At 70.3% G+C, this 18104-nt stretch carries 19 protein-coding genes; 9 read left to right on the forward strand and 10 right to left on the reverse strand.

Features of this window, described 5'->3' with window-relative positions; translation table 11 throughout:
• Positions 1-10 precede the first annotated feature (10 nt).
• On the forward strand, positions 11-760 hold the full coding sequence (locus tag ACTWQO_RS27025; protein WP_443239958.1) for a TetR/AcrR family transcriptional regulator: 750 nt from the start codon (positions 11-13) through the stop codon (positions 758-760).
• A gap of 90 nt (positions 761-850) precedes the next feature.
• A complete protein-coding gene (locus ACTWQO_RS27030) occupies positions 851-1459 on the forward strand; it encodes a Uma2 family endonuclease (RefSeq protein ID WP_443239959.1) in 609 nt (202 codons plus the stop codon).
• Here the strand turns inward: ACTWQO_RS27030 and ACTWQO_RS27035 are convergent.
• Positions 1452-3863: an MMPL family transporter gene (locus ACTWQO_RS27035; protein WP_443240019.1), complete on the reverse strand. Its 2412-nt coding sequence runs from the start codon at positions 3861-3863 to the stop codon at positions 1452-1454. The two genes, ACTWQO_RS27030 and ACTWQO_RS27035, sit on opposite strands and share 8 nt — an antisense overlap.
• A gap of 168 nt (positions 3864-4031) precedes the next feature.
• Here ACTWQO_RS27035 and ACTWQO_RS27040 point away from each other — a divergent pair, with 168 nt between their 5' ends.
• Positions 4032-4721, forward strand: coding sequence for a response regulator transcription factor (locus tag ACTWQO_RS27040; protein WP_443239960.1), 690 nt, complete (start codon positions 4032-4034; stop codon positions 4719-4721).
• Entirely contained in the window at positions 4718-6178 is a 1461-nt protein-coding gene (locus tag ACTWQO_RS27045; RefSeq protein WP_443239961.1) for an ATP-binding protein, read from the forward strand. Before ACTWQO_RS27040 ends, ACTWQO_RS27045 begins: the two co-directional genes overlap by 4 nt.
• A gap of 3 nt (positions 6179-6181) precedes the next feature.
• Here the strand turns inward: ACTWQO_RS27045 and ACTWQO_RS27050 are convergent, their stop codons facing one another.
• The 3 genes from ACTWQO_RS27050 to ACTWQO_RS27060 all read right to left on the reverse strand — a co-directional run bounded on the left by ACTWQO_RS27050 (position 6182) and on the right by ACTWQO_RS27060 (position 8257).
• Positions 6182-6583: an ATP-binding protein gene (locus tag ACTWQO_RS27050; protein WP_443239962.1), complete on the reverse strand. Its 402-nt coding sequence runs from the start codon at positions 6581-6583 to the stop codon at positions 6182-6184.
• A 120-nt stretch (positions 6584-6703) separates the two neighbouring features.
• Positions 6704-7969, reverse strand: coding sequence for a metallophosphoesterase (locus ACTWQO_RS27055; protein ID WP_443239963.1), 1266 nt, complete (start codon positions 7967-7969; stop codon positions 6704-6706).
• A gap of 45 nt (positions 7970-8014) precedes the next feature.
• Positions 8015-8257: an SCO4848 family membrane protein gene (locus tag ACTWQO_RS27060; protein WP_443239964.1), complete on the reverse strand. Its 243-nt coding sequence runs from the start codon at positions 8255-8257 to the stop codon at positions 8015-8017.
• Between the two features lie 91 nt (positions 8258-8348).
• On the opposite strand from ACTWQO_RS27060, the gene ACTWQO_RS27065 reads away from it, so the two are divergent.
• Complete coding sequence (locus ACTWQO_RS27065; RefSeq protein WP_443239965.1) at positions 8349-9629, forward strand: D-alanyl-D-alanine carboxypeptidase family protein; 1281 nt, start codon at positions 8349-8351, stop codon at positions 9627-9629.
• Here the strand turns inward: ACTWQO_RS27065 and ACTWQO_RS27070 are convergent.
• The 4 genes from ACTWQO_RS27070 to ACTWQO_RS27085 are packed head-to-tail and all read right to left on the reverse strand — an operon-like array spanning position 9577 to position 12377.
• On the reverse strand, positions 9577-10494 hold the full coding sequence (locus ACTWQO_RS27070) for a YihY/virulence factor BrkB family protein (protein ID WP_443239966.1): 918 nt from the start codon (positions 10492-10494) through the stop codon (positions 9577-9579). The two genes, ACTWQO_RS27065 and ACTWQO_RS27070, sit on opposite strands and share 53 nt — an antisense overlap.
• On the reverse strand, positions 10482-10946 hold the full coding sequence (locus ACTWQO_RS27075; RefSeq protein ID WP_443239967.1) for a GtrA family protein: 465 nt from the start codon (positions 10944-10946) through the stop codon (positions 10482-10484). Before ACTWQO_RS27075 ends, ACTWQO_RS27070 begins: the two co-directional genes overlap by 13 nt.
• Positions 10907-11893: a decaprenyl-phosphate phosphoribosyltransferase gene (locus ACTWQO_RS27080; RefSeq protein ID WP_443239968.1), complete on the reverse strand. Its 987-nt coding sequence runs from the start codon at positions 11891-11893 to the stop codon at positions 10907-10909. Before ACTWQO_RS27080 ends, ACTWQO_RS27075 begins: the two co-directional genes overlap by 40 nt.
• A complete protein-coding gene (locus ACTWQO_RS27085) occupies positions 11886-12377 on the reverse strand; it encodes a phosphatase PAP2 family protein (protein WP_443240020.1) in 492 nt (163 codons plus the stop codon). The genes ACTWQO_RS27080 and ACTWQO_RS27085 overlap by 8 nt, the downstream gene beginning before the upstream one ends.
• Before the next feature lie 148 nt (positions 12378-12525).
• On the opposite strand from ACTWQO_RS27085, the gene ACTWQO_RS27090 reads away from it, so the two are divergent.
• Both ACTWQO_RS27090 and ACTWQO_RS27095 read left to right on the forward strand, forming a co-directional pair.
• A complete protein-coding gene (locus ACTWQO_RS27090) occupies positions 12526-13875 on the forward strand; it encodes an FAD-binding protein (protein ID WP_443239969.1) in 1350 nt (449 codons plus the stop codon).
• Between the two features lie 19 nt (positions 13876-13894).
• On the forward strand, positions 13895-14650 hold the full coding sequence (locus ACTWQO_RS27095; protein WP_443239970.1) for a decaprenylphospho-beta-D-erythro-pentofuranosid-2-ulose 2-reductase: 756 nt from the start codon (positions 13895-13897) through the stop codon (positions 14648-14650).
• A gap of 12 nt (positions 14651-14662) precedes the next feature.
• Here ACTWQO_RS27095 and ACTWQO_RS27100 read toward each other — a convergent pair whose 3' ends face one another.
• Both ACTWQO_RS27100 and trpS read right to left on the reverse strand, forming a co-directional pair.
• A complete protein-coding gene (locus ACTWQO_RS27100) occupies positions 14663-15241 on the reverse strand; it encodes a 2'-5' RNA ligase family protein (RefSeq protein WP_443239971.1) in 579 nt (192 codons plus the stop codon).
• A 149-nt stretch (positions 15242-15390) separates the two neighbouring features.
• Positions 15391-16404: a tryptophan--tRNA ligase gene (gene trpS / locus ACTWQO_RS27105; RefSeq protein ID WP_443239972.1), complete on the reverse strand. Its 1014-nt coding sequence runs from the start codon at positions 16402-16404 to the stop codon at positions 15391-15393.
• Between the two features lie 100 nt (positions 16405-16504).
• Here trpS and ACTWQO_RS27110 point away from each other — a divergent pair, with 100 nt between their 5' ends.
• Together ACTWQO_RS27110 and ACTWQO_RS27115 are read left to right on the forward strand one after the other, a co-directional pair.
• Positions 16505-17107, forward strand: a complete 603-nt coding sequence (locus tag ACTWQO_RS27110; RefSeq protein ID WP_443239973.1) for an RNA polymerase sigma factor — start codon at positions 16505-16507, stop codon at positions 17105-17107.
• Positions 17100-17993: a hypothetical protein gene (locus tag ACTWQO_RS27115; RefSeq protein WP_443239974.1), complete on the forward strand. Its 894-nt coding sequence runs from the start codon at positions 17100-17102 to the stop codon at positions 17991-17993. Before ACTWQO_RS27110 ends, ACTWQO_RS27115 begins: the two co-directional genes overlap by 8 nt.
• Positions 17994-18104: the final 111 nt, after the last annotated feature.

Raw genomic sequence — 18104 nt, forward strand, 5'->3', positions numbered from 1 at the left:
CTCTTGTTCCGTGCCTGCGAACAACGACGGCCCCGATGAGGGCGGTACCCCGAGCAAGTCCGAGCAGACCCGCGCGGTGATCCTGGAGACGGCGATGCGGCTCTTCCAGGAGCGGGGATACGACAAGACCACCATGCGGGCCATCGCCCAGGAGGCCGGGGTCTCCGTCGGCAACGCGTACTACTACTTCGCCGGCAAGGAGCACCTGATCCAGGGCTTCTACGACCGGATCGCCGCCGAGCACCAGGTGGCGGTCCGGGAGGTCCTGGACCGGGAGACCGACCTGGAGGCACGGCTCGCGGGCGTCCTGAAGGCGTGGCTGGACGTCGCGCAGCCGTACCACGAGTTCGCGGTGCAGTTCTTCAAGAACGCCGCCGATCCCGACAGCCCGCTCAGCCCCTTCTCCCCGGAGTCGGAGCACGCGCGCGTGGAGGCCATCTCCGTCCACCGCGAGGTGCTCGCCGGTGCCACGAAGACCAAGGTCCCGGAGGAACTGCGGGACATCCTCCCCGAGTTGATGTGGCTCTCCCAGATGGGGCTCGTACTGTATTGGATCTTCGACCGGACCGAGGGACGCGAGCGCAGCTATCGGCTCGCCGAGCGGGGGGCACGGCTCACCGCGCGCGGTGTGTCGCTGGCCCGGTTCCGGATGCTGCGGCCGCTGGTGCGGGAGGTGCATGAGCTGTTCACGGACTTCCTTCCCGGGATGACGAAGGTGCTGCCGGATCCGGGGGGAGGCAAGGGGCGACAGGGCGAGTGATCACTTTCGGGTGAACGGGTTCGAAGGGGACATCGGGCGCCCGGCCTGCCTACGATGATGCTCTCGACACCAGCCCTTGGGAGGCACGTGATGTCCGCAGCACCTGTCGAGCAGCCACATGACGATAGGCCGCTGATCGCGGAGGCGAATCGCGTCATGGAACGCCTCCGGGGCCAACGCGTCGAGATCATCGAAGGGCTGATCGTCGTGACCCCACCCCCGGACCTCGGTCATGCCAGAGCGCTCAAGAAGCTGGCCCGCCCGTTCGAGACCGCCGGGCTCGACGAAGACGAGACCGAAGTACACCAGGGCATCGGCGTCTGGCTGCCTGACGGCCCCGAGGACTATGCGATCCCGGATCTCTGTGTCGTGGACGCCGACATCGACGACCAGCTCATTGAGAACAACTGCTACGACCCGGCTGCCTTCCGCCTCGTGCTAGAGGTCACCTCCAGCAACTGGCAAGCCGACCTGCGCGCCAAGGTCAAGGCCTACGCCCAGGCAAGGATTCCGGTCTACGTCATCGTCAACCGCAAGCACCAGCGCCTGCACGTCCTCACCGACCCCGCCGGGGACACGTACGAGAACCATCGCCCGTACGTCCCCGGCGAAATCGCCACCCTCCCCGACACCCTCGGCGCCAAGGTCACCCTCGATGTCGACGAGATCCTCAAAGCCGGTCAGCCAAGGACTAATTGACCGCGTCCACCTCCCCCTCCGCCAGCTCCACGTCGAACACCAACGGCCCGTCCTCCACCACCACATGCCGTGCCCGCGACCCGTACGCCGCCGCAGTCGTCGCCAGTAGATACGCCCCCGGCGCCGGGACGGACAGGATGTACGAACCGTCGGCCAGAGAGGTCACCCGGTCCAGCTGACGGCCGCCCTTCGAGAGGAGCGTCACCGCCGCGCCGGCGACCGGTTCGCCGTCGGCCGTGCGGATGAAGCCGTGGACGACTGAGGAACCACCCTCCATGGCGGTCTCCGTTTCTTCCTCGCGCGGTTCCACCGCCAGATGCGGCAGCCGCTTCTCCAGGCCGGCCGGCAACCACCAGTTGGAGTTGCCGAGCAGATGCATCGCGGCCGGTACCAGGGCCGTGCGGAGGATGAAGGCGTCGAGGGCGACCGCTCCCGCGAGGCCGACGCCCGCCATCGCGGCCTCCAGCTCACCGCTGAGGATGAAGGCGCTGAAGACGCACATCATGATCAGGGCCGCGGCGTTGATGACGCGGCTGGTCTCCGCCAGGCCCACGCGGACCGCGCGCGCGTTGTCCTTGGTGTGCACCCACTCCTCGTGCATCCGGCTCACCAGGAACACCTGGTAGTCCATCGAGAGGCCGAAGAGCAGGGACAGCATGATCACCGGCAGGAAGGCGGCGATCGGGCCCTCCTTGCCGAGGCCGAGGATTTCGGTGCCCCAGCCCCACTGGAAGATCGCCACGAGTACACCGAAGGACGCGGCCGCCGCGACGAGGTTCATCACCGCGGCCGTCAGGGGCACCACCAGCGAACGGAAGGCCACCATCAGGAGCAGGAAGCCCAGCGCGATGATCGCCGCGATGAAGTACGGCAACCGGTCGGCGGTCACCGACGCGAAGTCCTTGGACACCGCCGTCACCCCACCCACGTGCGCCTCGACGTCGGCAGCGGGGATGACGTCCTCGCGCAAGCGGTCGATCAGCCGGTCGGTCTCCACATCCTGTGGTGACGTGGTCGGAACCACCTGGATCACGGAGATGCCGTTCGCGGGCGGCAGTGCGGCGACCGCCGCCACGCCCTCGGTCGACTCGATGCTCGAGACGAGCCCTGTCGTGGCTTCGCCGTCCACCACCACCTGGAGCGGCCCGTTGAAGCCGGGCCCGAAGCCCTCGGCGAGCAGGTCGTACGCCTGCCGGGTCGTCGTCGACTCCTGGTGATTGCCCTGGTCGGAGGTGCCGAGCCGGATCGACAGGACGGGGATCGAGAGGCCCACCATGACGAGGAGGGCCACAGCGGCGATGGAGCGGGGGCGTCGTTCGACGAACGCCGACCAGCGCGCCGCGGGCCCGCTCGCGTGCTCCGGCTCCGGTCCCGCCGCGGCGAGCCGGCGCCGCTGCCGACGGCTGAGGACCCGCATGCCGAGCAGTCCGAGAAGCGCCGGCAGCAGGGTGACCGCGGCCAGCACGCCCAGCACGACCGTCAGGGACGTCGCGATGACCACGCCGTCCAGGAAGCGCAGGTTCATCACCAGCATGCCGGCGAGAGCGATGACCACGGTGCCACCCGCGAACAACACGGCACGTCCCGAGGTGTTGAGAGCCTTCACCGCGGCCTCCTCCGGCTTCATCCCGCGCAGGATGCCGCGCCGGTGCCGGGTGACGATGAACAACGCGTAGTCGATGCCCACGCCCAGGCCGATCAACGAGCCGAGCAGCGGGGCGACATCGGGGACGTTCGTGACATGGCTGAGCAGCCCCGTCCCCATCATGCCGATGCCCAGCGCGACGACCGCCACGACGATCGGCAGCAGCATCGCGAAGAACGCGCCGAAGGTGAGGAAGAGGACGATCGCCGCCGCCAGGACGCCGACCAGCTCGGACGTACCCTGGGCCGCCTCCTGGACCCGGGTGATCGCCTGGCCGCCCAACTCCACCTGCAAGCCGGCGCGTTCGGCGTCCTGCGCCGTGTCGACGACGTCCTCCACCAGCTCCTTGGGTACGGCGTTCGCCTGCTCGGTGAAGGTGACCTGGGCGTAGGCGATCCGCCCGTTCTCACTGATCTGCGCCGCTCCGCCCTCAGCCGCGTACGGGCTGGTGACCTCGCCGACTCCCTCCATGCCCGCGATCTCGTTCAGCGCGGGCTCGATCCGGGACCGTACGGTCTCGTCCCGCACCGAGGCCCCGTCTTTGCCATCCACCTTCCACACGATGGTGTCGGTGTCGCCGGAACTCTCCGGGAAGGCCTTCTCCATCAGGTCGTACGCCTTCTTGGAGTCCGTGTTGGGCAGGGAGAAGACGTTCGCGTAGTCCGTGCCCGCGGCCGATCCCGCGAAGCCCACGCCGAACAGTGCCCCCACCCACAGCAACAGGACCACCAGCCGGTGCCGATAGCACCAGCGTGCCAATGCCGCCACGCTCAAGCTCCTTCGTCGCTCGGTTCGGTTGGTCCCCCAGGTCCTGGGCAACAGGATTGGCGGCGCACGCGTGCGTGGACATGACCCGCCCATGACTCTCAAGGAACTCCAAAGACCGGAACCGGCCCCGTTGTCGGTGCCCGCGCCGATACTGGGGGCATGTCGAAGGCTCCAGGCACTGTGCTGGTCGTCGAGGACGAGGAGAGCATCGCGGACGTCCTCGCCATAGCGCTGCGCTACCACCGGTTCGAGGTGATGATCGCGGGCACCGTCCGCGAGGCACTCACGCTCGCCGAGCGGACGCGTCCGGACGCCGCCCTGCTCGACGTGATGCTGCCGGACGGCGACGGCCGGGCGCTGGGCCGTGAACTGCGGGCCAAGAGGCCCGATTTGGCGCTGGTGTTCCTGACCGCACGCGACTCGCCCGCCGAGATAGTCGGCGCCCTCGGCTTCGGCGACGACTACATCACCAAGCCGTTCAACATCGACGAGGTCGTCGCACGGATCGCGGCGGTCCTGCGGCGTACCCGCTCGTCGGACGTCCTCCCGCAGCGCCCACCACTGCGGTACGGCGATCTGGAGCTGGACGAGACGACGTACTGCGTGCACCGCGCGGGCCGGACGGTCGAGCTCACCCCCACCGAGTACGCATTGCTGCGCTTCCTGGTGCGCAACGGCGGCCGGATCGTCCCCAAGGAGCAACTCCTGCGCCATGTCTGGCAGTACGAGCACAATCCGCCCGAATCGACCGTGGTGGAGACCTACATCAGCTATCTGCGGCGCAAGCTGGACGCCCTGGGCGCGCCGGTGATCACCACGCGGCGGGGCGTCGGATACGGGCTGGCATGACAGTCGGGCCGCTCAGGTGCAAGCGCGGCGGGATGCACTCGCTGCGCGCCAAGCTGACGCTGGCGAACGTGGCGCTGCTGGCGCTCGGCATCGTCATGGCGACCGCGGTGAGCCTGATGGCCGCACGGCACTATCTGCTCGACAAGGTGGATTCCGAGCTGATCAGCGAGCGTACCTCGCTGCAGAGCGCCGGTTTCAACATGGAGCAGATCGAGTCGCTCGGCGAAATGGCCGTCGCCCTCGACAATTTCACCGCCAACGACACCGACGCGCTGCCCAATACGGCGGCCTCGGTGTTCGTCGCCGTCGACGGCACCGGCAGCCCGGTGGCGCTCGGGCCGCTCGCACCCACGGAGCGGCAGCGGGCGGTCGCCGAGGCCGCGGACGACCCGGCCGCGCTCGCCGCCGAGACGGAACCGCGGGACGTGCGGGTCGGGGACGAGTCGTACCGGATGGTCGGGGCGAAGCTGTCCGACGGCACGGTCGTGCTGATCGCCACCTCCACCGAGGCCCTGCACGAAGGCATGGCCAAGGCGCTCAAGATGGACTTCGCCTTCGGCACGCTGCTGCTGGCGCTGCTCGCCTGTCTGACCATGTTCAGCGTGAGCCGCCGGATGCGGCCGCTGGAGGACATGGTGGAGACCTCGTCGGCGATCGCCGAGGGCGACCTGACCCGGCGTGTGCCGTCCAGCCGGGAGGCCACGATGGAGGTGGAGCAGCTGCGGCTCGCCCTCAACTCCATGCTCCACCAGGTCGAGTCGGCGTATCTCACGCGTGAACGCAGCGCGGCCCAGCTGCGCCGCTTCGTCGCCGACGCCTCGCACGAGCTGCGCACCCCGCTGTCCGCGATACGCGGCTATCTCCAGCTGTTCGACAAGGGGATGCTGACCGACCCCGCCGAGCGGAAGCGTGCCGGGGAGCGGGTGATGGCGGAGTCCGACCGGATGGGGCGGCTCGTCGACGAAATGCTCACCCTCGCCCGCCTCGACCAGCAGCCCGAACTGCGGTTGAGGAACGTCGACTTGAGCCGTCTGGTGCGCGACGCGGCCGAGGATCTGCGGGTGCAGCAGCCGGACCGGCCGATCGGCGTCGACGCCGACGGCTCCCTGCTGGTGCACGCCGACGAGTCGGGGCTGCGGCAGGTGCTGGGCAACCTGGTGGGCAACGTACGCACGCACACGGCGGCCGATGTGCCGGTCCGGCTGGGTGTCGAGCGGAGCGACGGCGTCGTACGGCTGCGCGTCGAGGACAAGGGGCCGGGGCTCGCCGAGGAGGACGCGGCCCGGATCTTCGACCGGTTCTTCCGGGCCGGGGGCGGCGCGGGCAGCGGGCTGGGGATGGCGATCGTGCAGGGTGTCGTACGGGCGCACGGGGGCGAGGTGGCGGTGCGGACGGCGCCGGGTGAGGGGCTGGCGGTGACGGTCACCCTGCCGGTGCGGGCGCCCATACCGTCGTAGCGCCTAGGAGTGGGCAGGGACCAGCGCCCAGACGGTCTTGCCGTGTCTGCCGCGGCTCCACACCCCCCATGCCGCCGCGATGTTCTCCACGAGTTGGAGCCCGCGGCCGGTCTCCTCCCCCTCGCCCACCACCCGCAGCCGGGGCTCCACCTGGCCCTCGTCCGACACCTCGATCAGGCAGGAGCCGTCGGCGAGAGCGGTCACCGCCACCTCGAACTCCCGCTCCAGCAAAGGACCGTGGCGTACGACGTTGGTGGCCAGCTCCGACACCAGCAGGACCGCGTCGGCCAGCGCCGGGTCCTGCGGACCGTGTCCCCAGTCGGCCAGATGGTCCCGCACCCTCCGCCGGGCGAGACCGACGGAAGCCGGATGCCGGGGCAGCCGGAAGGAGTTGCGTCTCACCACGTCTGCTCCTCATCCCACACACCTCCGTCACATGGTGCTGTGTAGAGAAGCTGCCCGGAGTCACTTGCGCACAAGACAAGGCAACGAGATCGCGTCAGATCCAGCGCCCCGAAGGGGCGGTTATGCCTGGCGTGACGCCAGTTCCACCACCGTGATGTCCGACGGCGCCCCCACCCGCGTCGGCGGCCCCCACGCGCCCGCGCCGCGGGTGACGTAGAGCTGGGTGTCGCCGTAGCGCTCCAGGCCCGCGAGGGTCGGGTTGGCGGCTGCGGCGATGAGGTTGCCGGGCCAGAGCTGGCCGCCGTGGGTGTGGCCGGAGAGCTGGAGGTCGACGCCGTGGTCGACGGCGTCGTGGATCTGGACGGGCTGGTGGGCGAGAAGCACGCACGTGCGTGCCGTGTCCCGGTCGCCGAGCGCCTTCGCGAAGTCGGGGCCCTGGCCCTCGCTCTCGCCCGCGACGTCGTTGACGCCCGCGAGGTCGAAGTGGGGCAGTTCCGTACGGGCGTTCTCCAGCGGGCGCAGGCCGAGCCGGCGTACCTCCTCGACCCACTGCTCGGCGCCGGAGAAGTACTCGTGGTTGCCGGTGACGAAGTACGCGCCGTGCCGTGCCGTCAGCTGCGCCAGGGGTGCCGCCGCCGGGCCCAGGTCCTTGACGCTGCCGTCCACCAGGTCGCCGACCACCGCGATCAGATCGGGCTGGGTCGCGTTGATCGTGTCGACGACCTTCTGCGCGAAGCCCCGGCCGAGGACCGGGCCCAGGTGGATGTCACTGACGACGGCGATCCGGAAACCGTGCGCCGCGCGCGGGAGTTTGGCCAGCGGGACGGTGACCCGCTTCACACTGGGGCCGTTCAGGACGCCGTACGTACCGACTCCGACCGTACCGACGGCGGCTGCGGCCGCGGCGCCGCCGATGACTCGGGAGACGAAGAGGCGGCGGGAGGGGGCGGGCACCGGCTCCGAGGCGGGCACGTCGGCTGCCGGGTCCTGCGGGGGGCCGGATACACCGATGGCCGCTCCCACCGGCACCGGCTCCTCCCGCGATACGGCCGTCTCGGCGGACGCCCGCCGTTCCAGCCACCGCCGCAGCAACGGTCGTACGAGCTCCCCCGCCAGCACACCCAGAAGCAGATATATCGACAGCGCCAGCCAAAGGAAGCCCGGCCAGGCCAGGAGTTGCTGGAGCCAGAACGGGGCGCCGGAGCGTTCGGCCACGAAGGCCGTGACCGTCAGGGTCCAGCCGCCGGCGATCACCACCGCGCCCGTACGCCGCACCAGGCCCGGACCGCGTGTCGTGTCGCGGAACAGGCGGCGCCAGACGAACCAGTTGCCCGTCACCAACGCGCCCAGCACGAGCAGCGCCACGAGCGCGAAGACGATGACCACGGTGTCGTATCCCTCAGTTGTCGACGGTGCCGTACGGCTTATCAACTATGACGTTCGGCGCAGTGCGCGAATTCCGCGCAACCCGATGCCGCCGATGACCGTCCCCAATACGAAGGAAACGACGGCGAGCAGCAGGTGCACCCAGAAGTACGCGGTCGGGTCGCCCGCGTCGTCGAACGCGAGCCCGCTGCCGTCCTTGACGAGGTTCTTGACGAAAGTGATCCAGATGATCCAGCTCCACACCCCGAAGGCGAGCAGGAACCAGGAGAGGGGGCGGCTGAGCTTCATGCCTTCAGTATCGCCGCCACCTGTCCGGATCCGCCGCCGGGGTGGGGCGGGCGGTGGGACTTCCCGGCCCGCGACAGGTACGTTCTCGATCGTGCCCGCACCCATGAAGACCGCCAGGCGATCCCTGCTGGTCACTTCCGCCACGTTGTTGTCCGTTTCGCTGACCGCCGCGCCGGTTCTCGCGGCGCCCAAGCCGACGCCCTCGCCCTCGGCCACTCCACCGGCGAACATGTCGACCGTGGGCGGCGCACGGCTCGGGAAGGCGGGGCCGCAGGTCAATCTCGCGAGCGGGGTGCCGGTGCTCCCCAAGGATCTGTCCGCGCGGTCGTGGATCATCTCCGACGCCGAGTCGGGTGACGTGCTGGCCTCGAACAACGCGCACTGGCGGCTGCCCCCGGCGAGCACACTCAAGATGCTGTTCGCGGACACCGTGCTGCCGAAGTTCCCGAAGACCATGAAGCACACCGTGGCGCCCAGCGACCTGGCCGACATCGGCACCGGGTCCAGCATGGTCGGGATCAAGGAGGGCGAGACGTACACGGTCCACGACCTGTGGCTCGGCGTCTTCCTGCGCTCCGGCAACGACGCGGTGCATGTGCTGTCCGCGATGAACGACGGCGTCGCGGACACCGTCAAGGAGATGAACGAGCACGCCGAGGAGCTCCAGGCCCTCGACACGAACGTGGTCAGCCCCGATGGCTACGACGCCCCCGAGCAGGTCTCGTCCGCGTACGACCTGACGCTGATCGCCCGCTCCGGGCTGCAGAAGAAGGACTTCCGCGAGTACTGCTCCACGGTGTCCGCGAAGTTCCCGGGCAAGACGACGAAGAACAAGAAGGGCAAGACGGTCCGCGAGACCTTCGAGATCCAGAACACCAACCGGCTGCTGACCGGCGACAGCGGCCTCGCCCAGTACCGGGGCATCGCGGGCGTCAAGAACGGCAACACCACCAACGCCGGCTCCACCTTCACCGGCGTCGCCGAGCGCAATGGCAAGGTGCTGCTGGTCACCGTCATGAACCCGGAGAAGGACGCGCAGAACGAGGTCTACAAGGAGACCGCCGCGCTCTTCGACTGGGGGTTCAAGGCGGCCGGCAAGGTGCAGCCGGTGGGCGAGCTGGTGCCGCCGAAGAGCGCCGCGCAGGCCGGCGCCCAGCCGGGGACGAACGACGGCGGTGAGGCCGGTGGCGCCGGGGACAGCGAGGCGTCCGCGAAGCCGGTGACGGGCGCGGCGGCCGAGAGCGGCTCCGGCGGGGTCGGGGTCGCGTTCGCGATCACCGGCGGGGTGCTGGTGCTGCTCGCGGCGGGCGCGTTCCTGGTCAACCGCCGGTGGCCGCTGCCTGATCTGGTACGTCGCCGGACTCGTCCGTGACCTCGGTGATCTCGGTCTCCTTGCTCCCCGTCGCCGTCCACGCGGCACAGAACAGGACCAGCTTCGAGGTGAAGTTGATCCACAGCAGCAGGGCGACGGGGACGCCGAACGCGCCGTACATGCTCTTCGAGGCCACGCCCTGCATATAGCCGCTGAGCAGCAGCTTGAGCACCTCGAACCCGATCGCGCCGATCAGCGCGGCCACCATCAGCCGGCGGCGCGGCGGTTCGACGCCGGGCAGCAGGGTGAGGACGTACAGGAGCACGAGGAAATTCGCGAGTACGGCGACGGCGAACGCGGCGATGTACAGCAGGACCCCGCCCCAGCCGCCCTCCTTGATGCCGATCTGCTCGGTGATCCAGCCGACCATCGCTGAGGCGACGGTGGAGGCGGCCAGCGTCACGAGGAGCGCGCCGCCGAGGCCTACGAGGATGCCCGCGTCCTTGGCCTTGCTCAGGACCGGGTTCTCCTCGCTGTCGGGCAGCTCCCACACCGCGCGCAGACAGTCGCGCATCGAGCCGACCCAGCCGATGCCGGTGACCAGCAGCAGGGCGCCGGCGATGAGGCCGACGGTGCCGGCATTGGCGACGAGGCCGTCGATGTTGAGCTGCTCGGAGATGCCGGGCACCTGCTCGGCGATCTTGTCCTCCAGCTCGTTCTGCCGGGATGAGCTGAGGGTCGCCGCCGCGATGGCGGCGGCCACCGTCAGCAGCGGGAAGAGCGCCACGAAGCTGATGAACGTCATCGCGGCGGCCAGCCGCGTCCACTTCACCCGGTCCAGACGCTCGTACGACCGCCACGCGTGCGTGGTCATCAGTCGGGCCACCAGCGGCCCGACGACAGGGAGCTTTTTCAGCCAGTCCATGATCCGACTCTGCCCTCGTTGTGGAAGACCAATGTCCGAGTGCCCCAAAACCGCAGGACAGTGGCGATCGCCATGCCGATTCCCGCGCCGGATACGGTGTCCGCGCGCTGCGAGGTGAAGCCGAGGCCGTAGTGGCTGATGGTGAGGCACAGGAGCTGGACGAGCGCCCCTGCGGCGTTCACCGCGAAGAAGACGGCGTACGGGCGCAGGCCGCGCGGTCTGGTGGCGCGGTAGGTGCCGAACGCGTTGCCCACGTACGCCACGGAGCCGCCCGCCACGAAGGAGATCGTCTTGGCGGTGAGCGGTTCCAGTCCGGCGGGGCCGCGCAGCCAGGTGAAGAGCGCGAGGTCGACGGCGTAGGCGAGGAGGCCCACTCCGCCGAAGCCCAGCAGTTCACGGCCGCGCGGGAGGTTCACCAGTTGGCCACCGCCAAGCCGTACATCGCCAGCCATGCCAGCGCGATGAGTGCGAGGGCGCGGTCGTGGAGGACGACGTCCTCGGGTTCGCCCGCGGTGCCGCGGTCGGCGAAGACGGCGTAGCGGAGGATCGCCACGATGAAGGCGACCATGGACAGCTGCCGCCACGGCAGGACGCTGGTGTTGGGGACGCCGCCCTCCTCGAGGGCCCACAGGCAGTAGCCGAGGACGGCGACGCCGGCCGCCAGCTGCCATACGAAACGCAGGTAGCCGGTGGTGTATTCGGTGAGCAACGCGCGCGTGGAGCCCGCTGTGCCGGCCATCTGGACGGCTTCGGAGTAGCGCTTGGCGGACACCATGAACAGCGCGCCGAAGCCGGTGGTGATCAGGAACCAGCGCGACAGCGGGATGTCGAGCGCGAGCCCGCCGACCATCGCGCGCATCAGGAACCCGGTGGTGACGACGACGAGGTCGACGACCAGGACGTGCTTGAGGCTGACGCAGTACGCCAGTTGCATACCGATGTACGCGGTCAGCAGCGCCGCGACGGCGGGCGTGGTGAGGCAGGCCGCCGCGACCGGCGCGAGAAGGGCGAGGACGCCGCCGACGGCGTACGCGACCGGTACGGGGACCTGGCCGGCGGCGACGGGGCGGTGGCACTTGGTGGGGTGGGCGCGGTCGGCCTCGGCGTCGCGGGCGTCGTTGATCAGGTAGACGGCGGCGGCGCAGGCCGTGAACAGCGCGAAGACCAGCGCGATGCGGGTGAGTGCGCCCGGCACGAGCAACTGCCCGGCGGCAGCGGGGGCGGCGACGACCAGAACGTTCTTGACCCACTGCTTGGGGCGTGCGGTCTTGAGGAGGCCGCGGAGGAGGGTGCGTGTGGGGGGCGCGTTGGGGGTGGGGCGCGCGCCGTCCGGGTAGTGCGCGGCTTTGGTGGGGCGTGTGCCGTCGGCGGGGGTCCTGAGAGGTGCCGTCTCAGTCATGTCTGCTCCCCCGCATCCAGCGCGCCCCGAGACGCGCCGTCAGCGCCCCGAGGGCGGCCCCCGCCGCAACGTCGGAGGGGTAGTGCACGCCGACCACCAGGCGGGAGAGGCACATGGCGACGGCGAGCGGGGGGACGAGGGGGGCGCCGAGTGCGCCGTAGGCGACGGCCGCCGCGGCTGCCGAGGTGGCGTGCGAGCTCGGGAAGGAGTGGCGGCCGGCGGTGCGCACGCGGGGCGCGAGACGCGTGGGACGCGCACGGCGTACGACGCGCTTCACGCCCATGCTGGCGACGTGCGCGCCCGCGGTGAGCGCTGTGCCTCGCAACCAGGCACCGCGCCGCGCTCCGTCCACGGCCGCACCGGCGAGACCCGCCGCGATCCACAGCGCACCGTGCTCACCCGCCCACGACAGGGCCCGCGCGGCGCCCGCGACGCGCGGGTCCGCACCGCAGGCGTGGAATGCGGAAAGGATTCGGTCGTCCATGGTGTCGAAGTCGTCCACTGGACTCACTGTTCACGCCACCCCTGCCGGAATTACGGCAATATAGAGCGACATCCCATTAATCACCCATTTCGGCGAGTGACGGAATGTTACGAAACAGGGTGATAAGCCTCGGCTATACGGTCACCGCATGTCTGCCGACACCGTTTCCGTCACGGGATGGGGCCGCACCGCTCCCACCGCCGCCCGGCTGATCCGCCCACGGACGTACGAGGAGGCCGCGGCGGCCGTCCGGGACTGCGGGGCCCGCGGCGGCATCCCCAGGGGGCTGGGACGGGCGTACGGGGACGCGGCGCAGAACGCCGGCGGGACCGTGCTCGACATGACGGGCCTGGACCGCATCCACGCCATCGACGCCGACGGCGGCACCGTCCTGTGCGACGCGGGTGTCTCACTGCACCGCCTGATGGAAGTCCTGCTGCCGCTCGGCTGGTTCGTCCCCGTCACGCCCGGCACCCGCCAGGTGACGGTCGGCGGCGCGATCGGCGCCGACATCCACGGCAAGAACCACCATGTGTCCGGCTCCTTCACCCGGCACGTCCTGTCGCTGGAACTCCTCACCGCTGACGGCGAGATCCGCACCGTCGGCCGCGACACCCCCCTCTTCGACGCGACGGCCGGCGGCATGGGCCTGACCGGCGTCATCCTGACCGCGACGGTCCAGCTCCAGCCCGTACAGACCTCCCTCATGTCCGTCGACACCGAACGCGCCACGGACCTGGACGACCTGATGGCCCGTCTGACCGCGACCGACCACCTCTACCGCTACTCGGTCGCCTGGATCGACCTCCTGGCACGCGGCACCGCGACGGGCCGCGCGGTGCTGACCCGCGGCGACCACGCACCACTCGACAAGCTGCCCGCACGCGCGCGTAGAGCCCCGCTTTCGTTCCGCCCCGCCCAGTTGCCGCCCGCCCCCGCCTTCCTCCCGGAGGGGCTGCTCACCCGTACCACCGTGGGCCTGTTCAACGAGCTCTGGTACCGGAAGGCGCCACGCGCGCGTACCGGACAGCTGCAGAAGCTCTCCACCTTCTTCCACCCCCTCGACGGCGTCCCCCACTGGAACCGCGTCTACGGCCGCGGCGGTTTCGTGCAGTACCAGTTCGTCGTCGGATACGGCCAGGAGGACGCCCTGCGCCGGATCGTGCGGCGCATCCGCGAGCACCGCTGCCCGTCGTTCCTCGGCGTGCTCAAGCGCTTCGGGGACGCCGACCCGGGCTGGCTCTCCTTCCCCGTGCCCGGCTGGACGCTGGCCCTGGACATCCCGGCCGGACTGCCCGGCCTCGGCGCCTTCCTCGACGAACTGGACGAGGAGGTGGCCGCGGCGGGCGGGCGCGTCTACCTGGCCAAGGACTCCCGGCTGCGTCCGGAAGTGCTCACCTCGATGTACCCCCGGCTCGACGAATTCCGCGCCCTGCGTGCGCAGTTGGACCCGCGCGGGGTGTTCGTGTCGGACCTGTCGCGCCGCCTCACCCTCTAGGCAACCTCTAGGAGCTGTCGTGAAGGACGCCTTCGGCCTCCCCCAGTCCCTGCTCGTCCTCGGCGGTACGTCCGAGATCGCGCTGGCCACCACGCGCCGCATGATCGCCCGCCGCACCCGCACGGTGTGGCTGGCGGGCCGCCCGACACCCGCGCTCGACGGAGCCGCCGCCGAACTGCGCGCCCTGGGGGCCGAGGTGCACACCGTCCCCTTCGACGCGCTCGACCCCGACTCCCACGAGACGGTGCTCGGCAAGGTCTTCGCGGAGGGCGACATCGACATGGTGCTGCTCGCCTTCGGCATCCTCGGCGACCAGGCGCACGACGAGCGCGAACCGGCCGCCGCGGTACGGGTCGCGCAGACCAACTACACGGGCGCGGTGTCCTCGGCACTCGTCGCCGCGCGCGCGTTGCAGACCCAGGGCCACGGCTCCCTGGTCGTGCTCTCCTCCGTCGCCGGCGAGCGCGCCCGCCGCGTCAACTTCATCTACGGCTCCAGCAAGGCCGGCCTCGACGCCTTCACCCAGGGCCTGGGCGACGCGCTCCACGGCACCGGCGTGCACGTCATGGTCGTACGCCCCGGGTTCGTGCGGTCGAAGATGACCGCCGGCCTGGAAGAGGCACCGCTCACCACGACTCCGGAGGCGGTCGCGACGGCCATCGAGCTGGGCCTGAGGCGGCGCTCGGAGACGGTGTGGGTGCCGGGCGCACTGCGGCTGGTGATGACGGCGCTGCGGCATCTGCCGCGAGCGGTGTTCCGGCGACTGCCGGTCTAGGACCGGACAGGCCTAGCGAGTCGGCAGGGAGCCCCGCTCCACGTGGCCCGGCTGCGGTGGTACGACGGCGCTGCCGAAGGTGAACTCGCGCAGCTTGCGCCAGACGCCGTCGGCGCCCTGTTCGTAGAGCGCGAAGCCGGTGCAGGGCCAGGCGGCGGTGTAGTCGGCGAGTTCCTCGAAGGCGCGGTCCATCGCCTCGTCGTCGATGCCGTGCGCCACGGTGACATGCGGGTGGTACGGGAACTGCAGTTCGCGCGCCACCGGGCCGGACGCGTCGCGGACCTGCTTCTGCAGCCAGGTGCAGGCCGCCGCGCCCTCGACGACCTGGACGAACACGACCGGGGACAGGGGGCGGAAGGTGCCCGTGCCGGACAGCCGCATCGGGAAGGGGCGCAAGGCCGCCGCGACCTGGACGAGGTGGGCCTCGATCGCGGGCAACTCGCTGTCGTCGACCTCTGTTGGCGGCAGCAGGGTGACGTGCGTGGGGATGCCGTGCGCCGCGGCGTCGCCGAAGCCCGCGCGCCGCTCCTGGAGCAGGCTGCCGTGAGGCTCCGGGACCGCGATCGACACACCGATCGTTACGGTCCCCACGTCGTCTCCTGTCGTCTTCTTCGGGTGCGTTCCCGGCCGTCCGGCTATCGACTGTACGGCCACGGGTGTGTTGTGGGCAGGCGCAACCGTAGTGATGTGCAGCGCTCTGCCCAGTGGTACGTCTGTGCGGTGGTACGCCTGAGTGCCTGTCAGTGCTTCGCGGGCAGGAAGCCCACTCTGTCGTACGCCTGGGACAGGGTCTCCGCGGCGACGGCACGCGCTTTCTCCGCGCCCTTGGCGAGGATCGAGTCCAGCGTCTCCGGGTCGTCCAGGTACTGCTGGGTGCGCTCGCGGAACGGCGTCACGAACCCGACCATGATCTCGGCGAGGTCGGTCTTGAGCGCGCCGTAGCCCTTGCCGTCGTACTTCTGCTCCAGGTCCGCGATCCCCTCGCCCGTGAGGGTCGAGTAGATGGTGAGCAGGTTGCTGACGCCCGGCTTGTTCTCCGTGTCGAAGCGGATCACGGTGTCCGTGTCGGTCACCGCGCTCCTGACCTTCTTGGCGGTCGCCTTGGGGTCGTCGAGGAGGTTGATGAGGCCCTTCGGCGTGGACGCCGACTTGCTCATCTTGATCGACGGTTCCTGGAGGTCGTAGATCTTCGCCGTCTCCCTGAGGATGTACGGCTTCGGGATCGTGAAGGTCTCGCCGAAGCGGCCGTTGAAGCGCTCGGCGAGGTCACGGGTGAGCTCGATGTGCTGGCGCTGGTCCTCACCGACCGGGACCTCGTTCGCCTGGTAGAGCAGGATGTCCGCGACCTGGAGGACCGGGTACGTGAAGAGGCCGACGCTCGCGCGGTCGGCGCCCTGCTTGGCGGACTTGTCCTTGAACTGGGTCATGCGGGACGCCTCACCGAAGCCGGTGAGGCAGTTCATGATCCAGGCGAGCTGGGCGTGCTCGGGGACATGGCTCTGGACGAAGAGCGTGCAGCGCTCCGCGTCGAGTCCCGCGGCCAGCAGCTGGGCCGCGGCGAGGCGGGTGTTGGCCCGCAGCTCCTTCGGGTCCTGCGGAACCGTGATCGCGTGCAGGTCGACGACCATGTAGAACGCGTCGTGGGTCTCCTGCAGCGCCACCCACTGACGGACGGCGCCGAGGTAGTTGCCGAGGTGGAACGAGCCGGCGGTGGGCTGGATTCCGGAGAGCACGCGGGGACGATCAAGGGCCATGTTCACCATTCTCTCAGGTCCCAGGGGGCGATCCGGAACGGGTTGAGAACTGGCCGGGAACAGGTGGGAACCGATCTGGCCCCGGCGGTGTAACAAGACTGTGAGGACGCGGGAGGGGGGCCGCATCGTCGATGAGGCCGCGGTGATCGCACGCGTACGCGCCGGAGAGCCGGAGGCGTATGCGGAGCTGGTGCGGGCCCATACGGGCATCGCGCTGCGCGCGGCCGCGGCGCTCGGGGCGGGTGCGGACGCGGAAGACGTGGTGCAGCAGGCCTTCGTGAAGGCGTACTGCGCGCTGGGCCGGTTCAAGGACGGCGCGGCGTTCAAGCCCTGGCTGCTGTCGATCGTCGCCAATGAGACGAGGAACACAGTGCGCACAGCGGCCCGCCAGCGCACGCTCGCCGGCCGTGAGGCGGCGTTCGTGGAGGCGGAGCCGCTGATACCGGATGCGGCGGATCCGGCGGTCGCGGCCCTGGAGATAGAGCGCCGGGTCGCGCTGCAGGCCGCCCTGGAGAAGCTCAGCGAGGAGCACCGGCTGGTCGTCACCTACCGCTATCTGCTGGAGATGGACGAGTCCGAGACGGCCCAGGCCCTGGGCTGGCCCAGGGGCACGGTGAAGTCCCGGCTCAACCGCGCCCTGCGGAAGCTGGGCAGGCTGCTGCCGGATTTCCAGCCTCGGGAAGGGGGTGATGAGCATGAGTGACGGCCAGGAGTCGTACGACGACCAGGACGGCGACCGGCGGCACGGCGAGGCCTCGCGGCTGCCGGAGGAGCTGAGGGCGCTGGGCCGGTCGCTGGACCGGCCCGGGGCCGACGGTTCCGAGACGATGGTCGAGCGGGTGCTGCAGCGGATACTCGCCGAGCATGCGCCCGTGCCGGTGGCCGAGCCGCCGGGCACCGGTGAGCGGCTGCGGGCGGTCCGGCGGTGGACGCGGGTGCGATGGCGTTCACTGACCGCGGCCCTGTGCGGTCTGCTGACGGTGCTGGTGCTCACGCCTCCGGTGCGGGCCACGGTCTTCGACTGGTTCGACTTCGGCGGGGTCGAGGTGCGGTACGACCCGTCGGCGGAGCCTTCTCCGGGTGCCGAGGTGCCCGGCTGCGGGAAGTCGGTGTCGCTGGCGCAGGCGGAGCGGCGGGCCGGGTTCGCGCCGCTCGTGCCCACGGCGTTCGGCACGCCGGAGGCCGTGGCGGTGACGGCCGAGCCGCGGGGGCGGTTCCTGGTGACGTTGTGCCGTCAGGAGGACGGGCACACGATCCGGCTGGACGAGTACCCGGCCCGCCTCGACGTCTCCTTCGCCAAGACCGTGCGCGAACAGCCGGAGTGGCTGCAACTGGGCGATGGCCGCACGTCGGTCTCTGACACGGCCCTGTGGTTCCGCCGGCCACACCTGCTCAGCTTCTGGCTGGTGGACGAGAACGGGGACCGCTACACCCGCAAGGAACGGACAGCGGGGCCGACGCTGCTGTGGATGCACCGGACGACGGACGGCGAGGACATGACGCTGCGGCTGGAGGGAGTGCCGTCGAGGGAGCGGGCGGTGGAGATCGCGAAGTCGCTCGAGAAATCCTCGGCATCCGGATCCGAATAGTGCGGGAAAGGTGGGAACCCCGGCGGGTCGGGCGGTGTACCAGAAGTGACACGCGGCTCACGGACGGGCCGCACCGGACCGGTGGGGGACCTCATGGTGAGGATTCGTCAA

The organism is Streptomyces sp. 4N124, assembly GCF_052245395.1.
Lineage (GTDB): Bacteria > Actinomycetota > Actinomycetes > Streptomycetales > Streptomycetaceae > Streptomyces.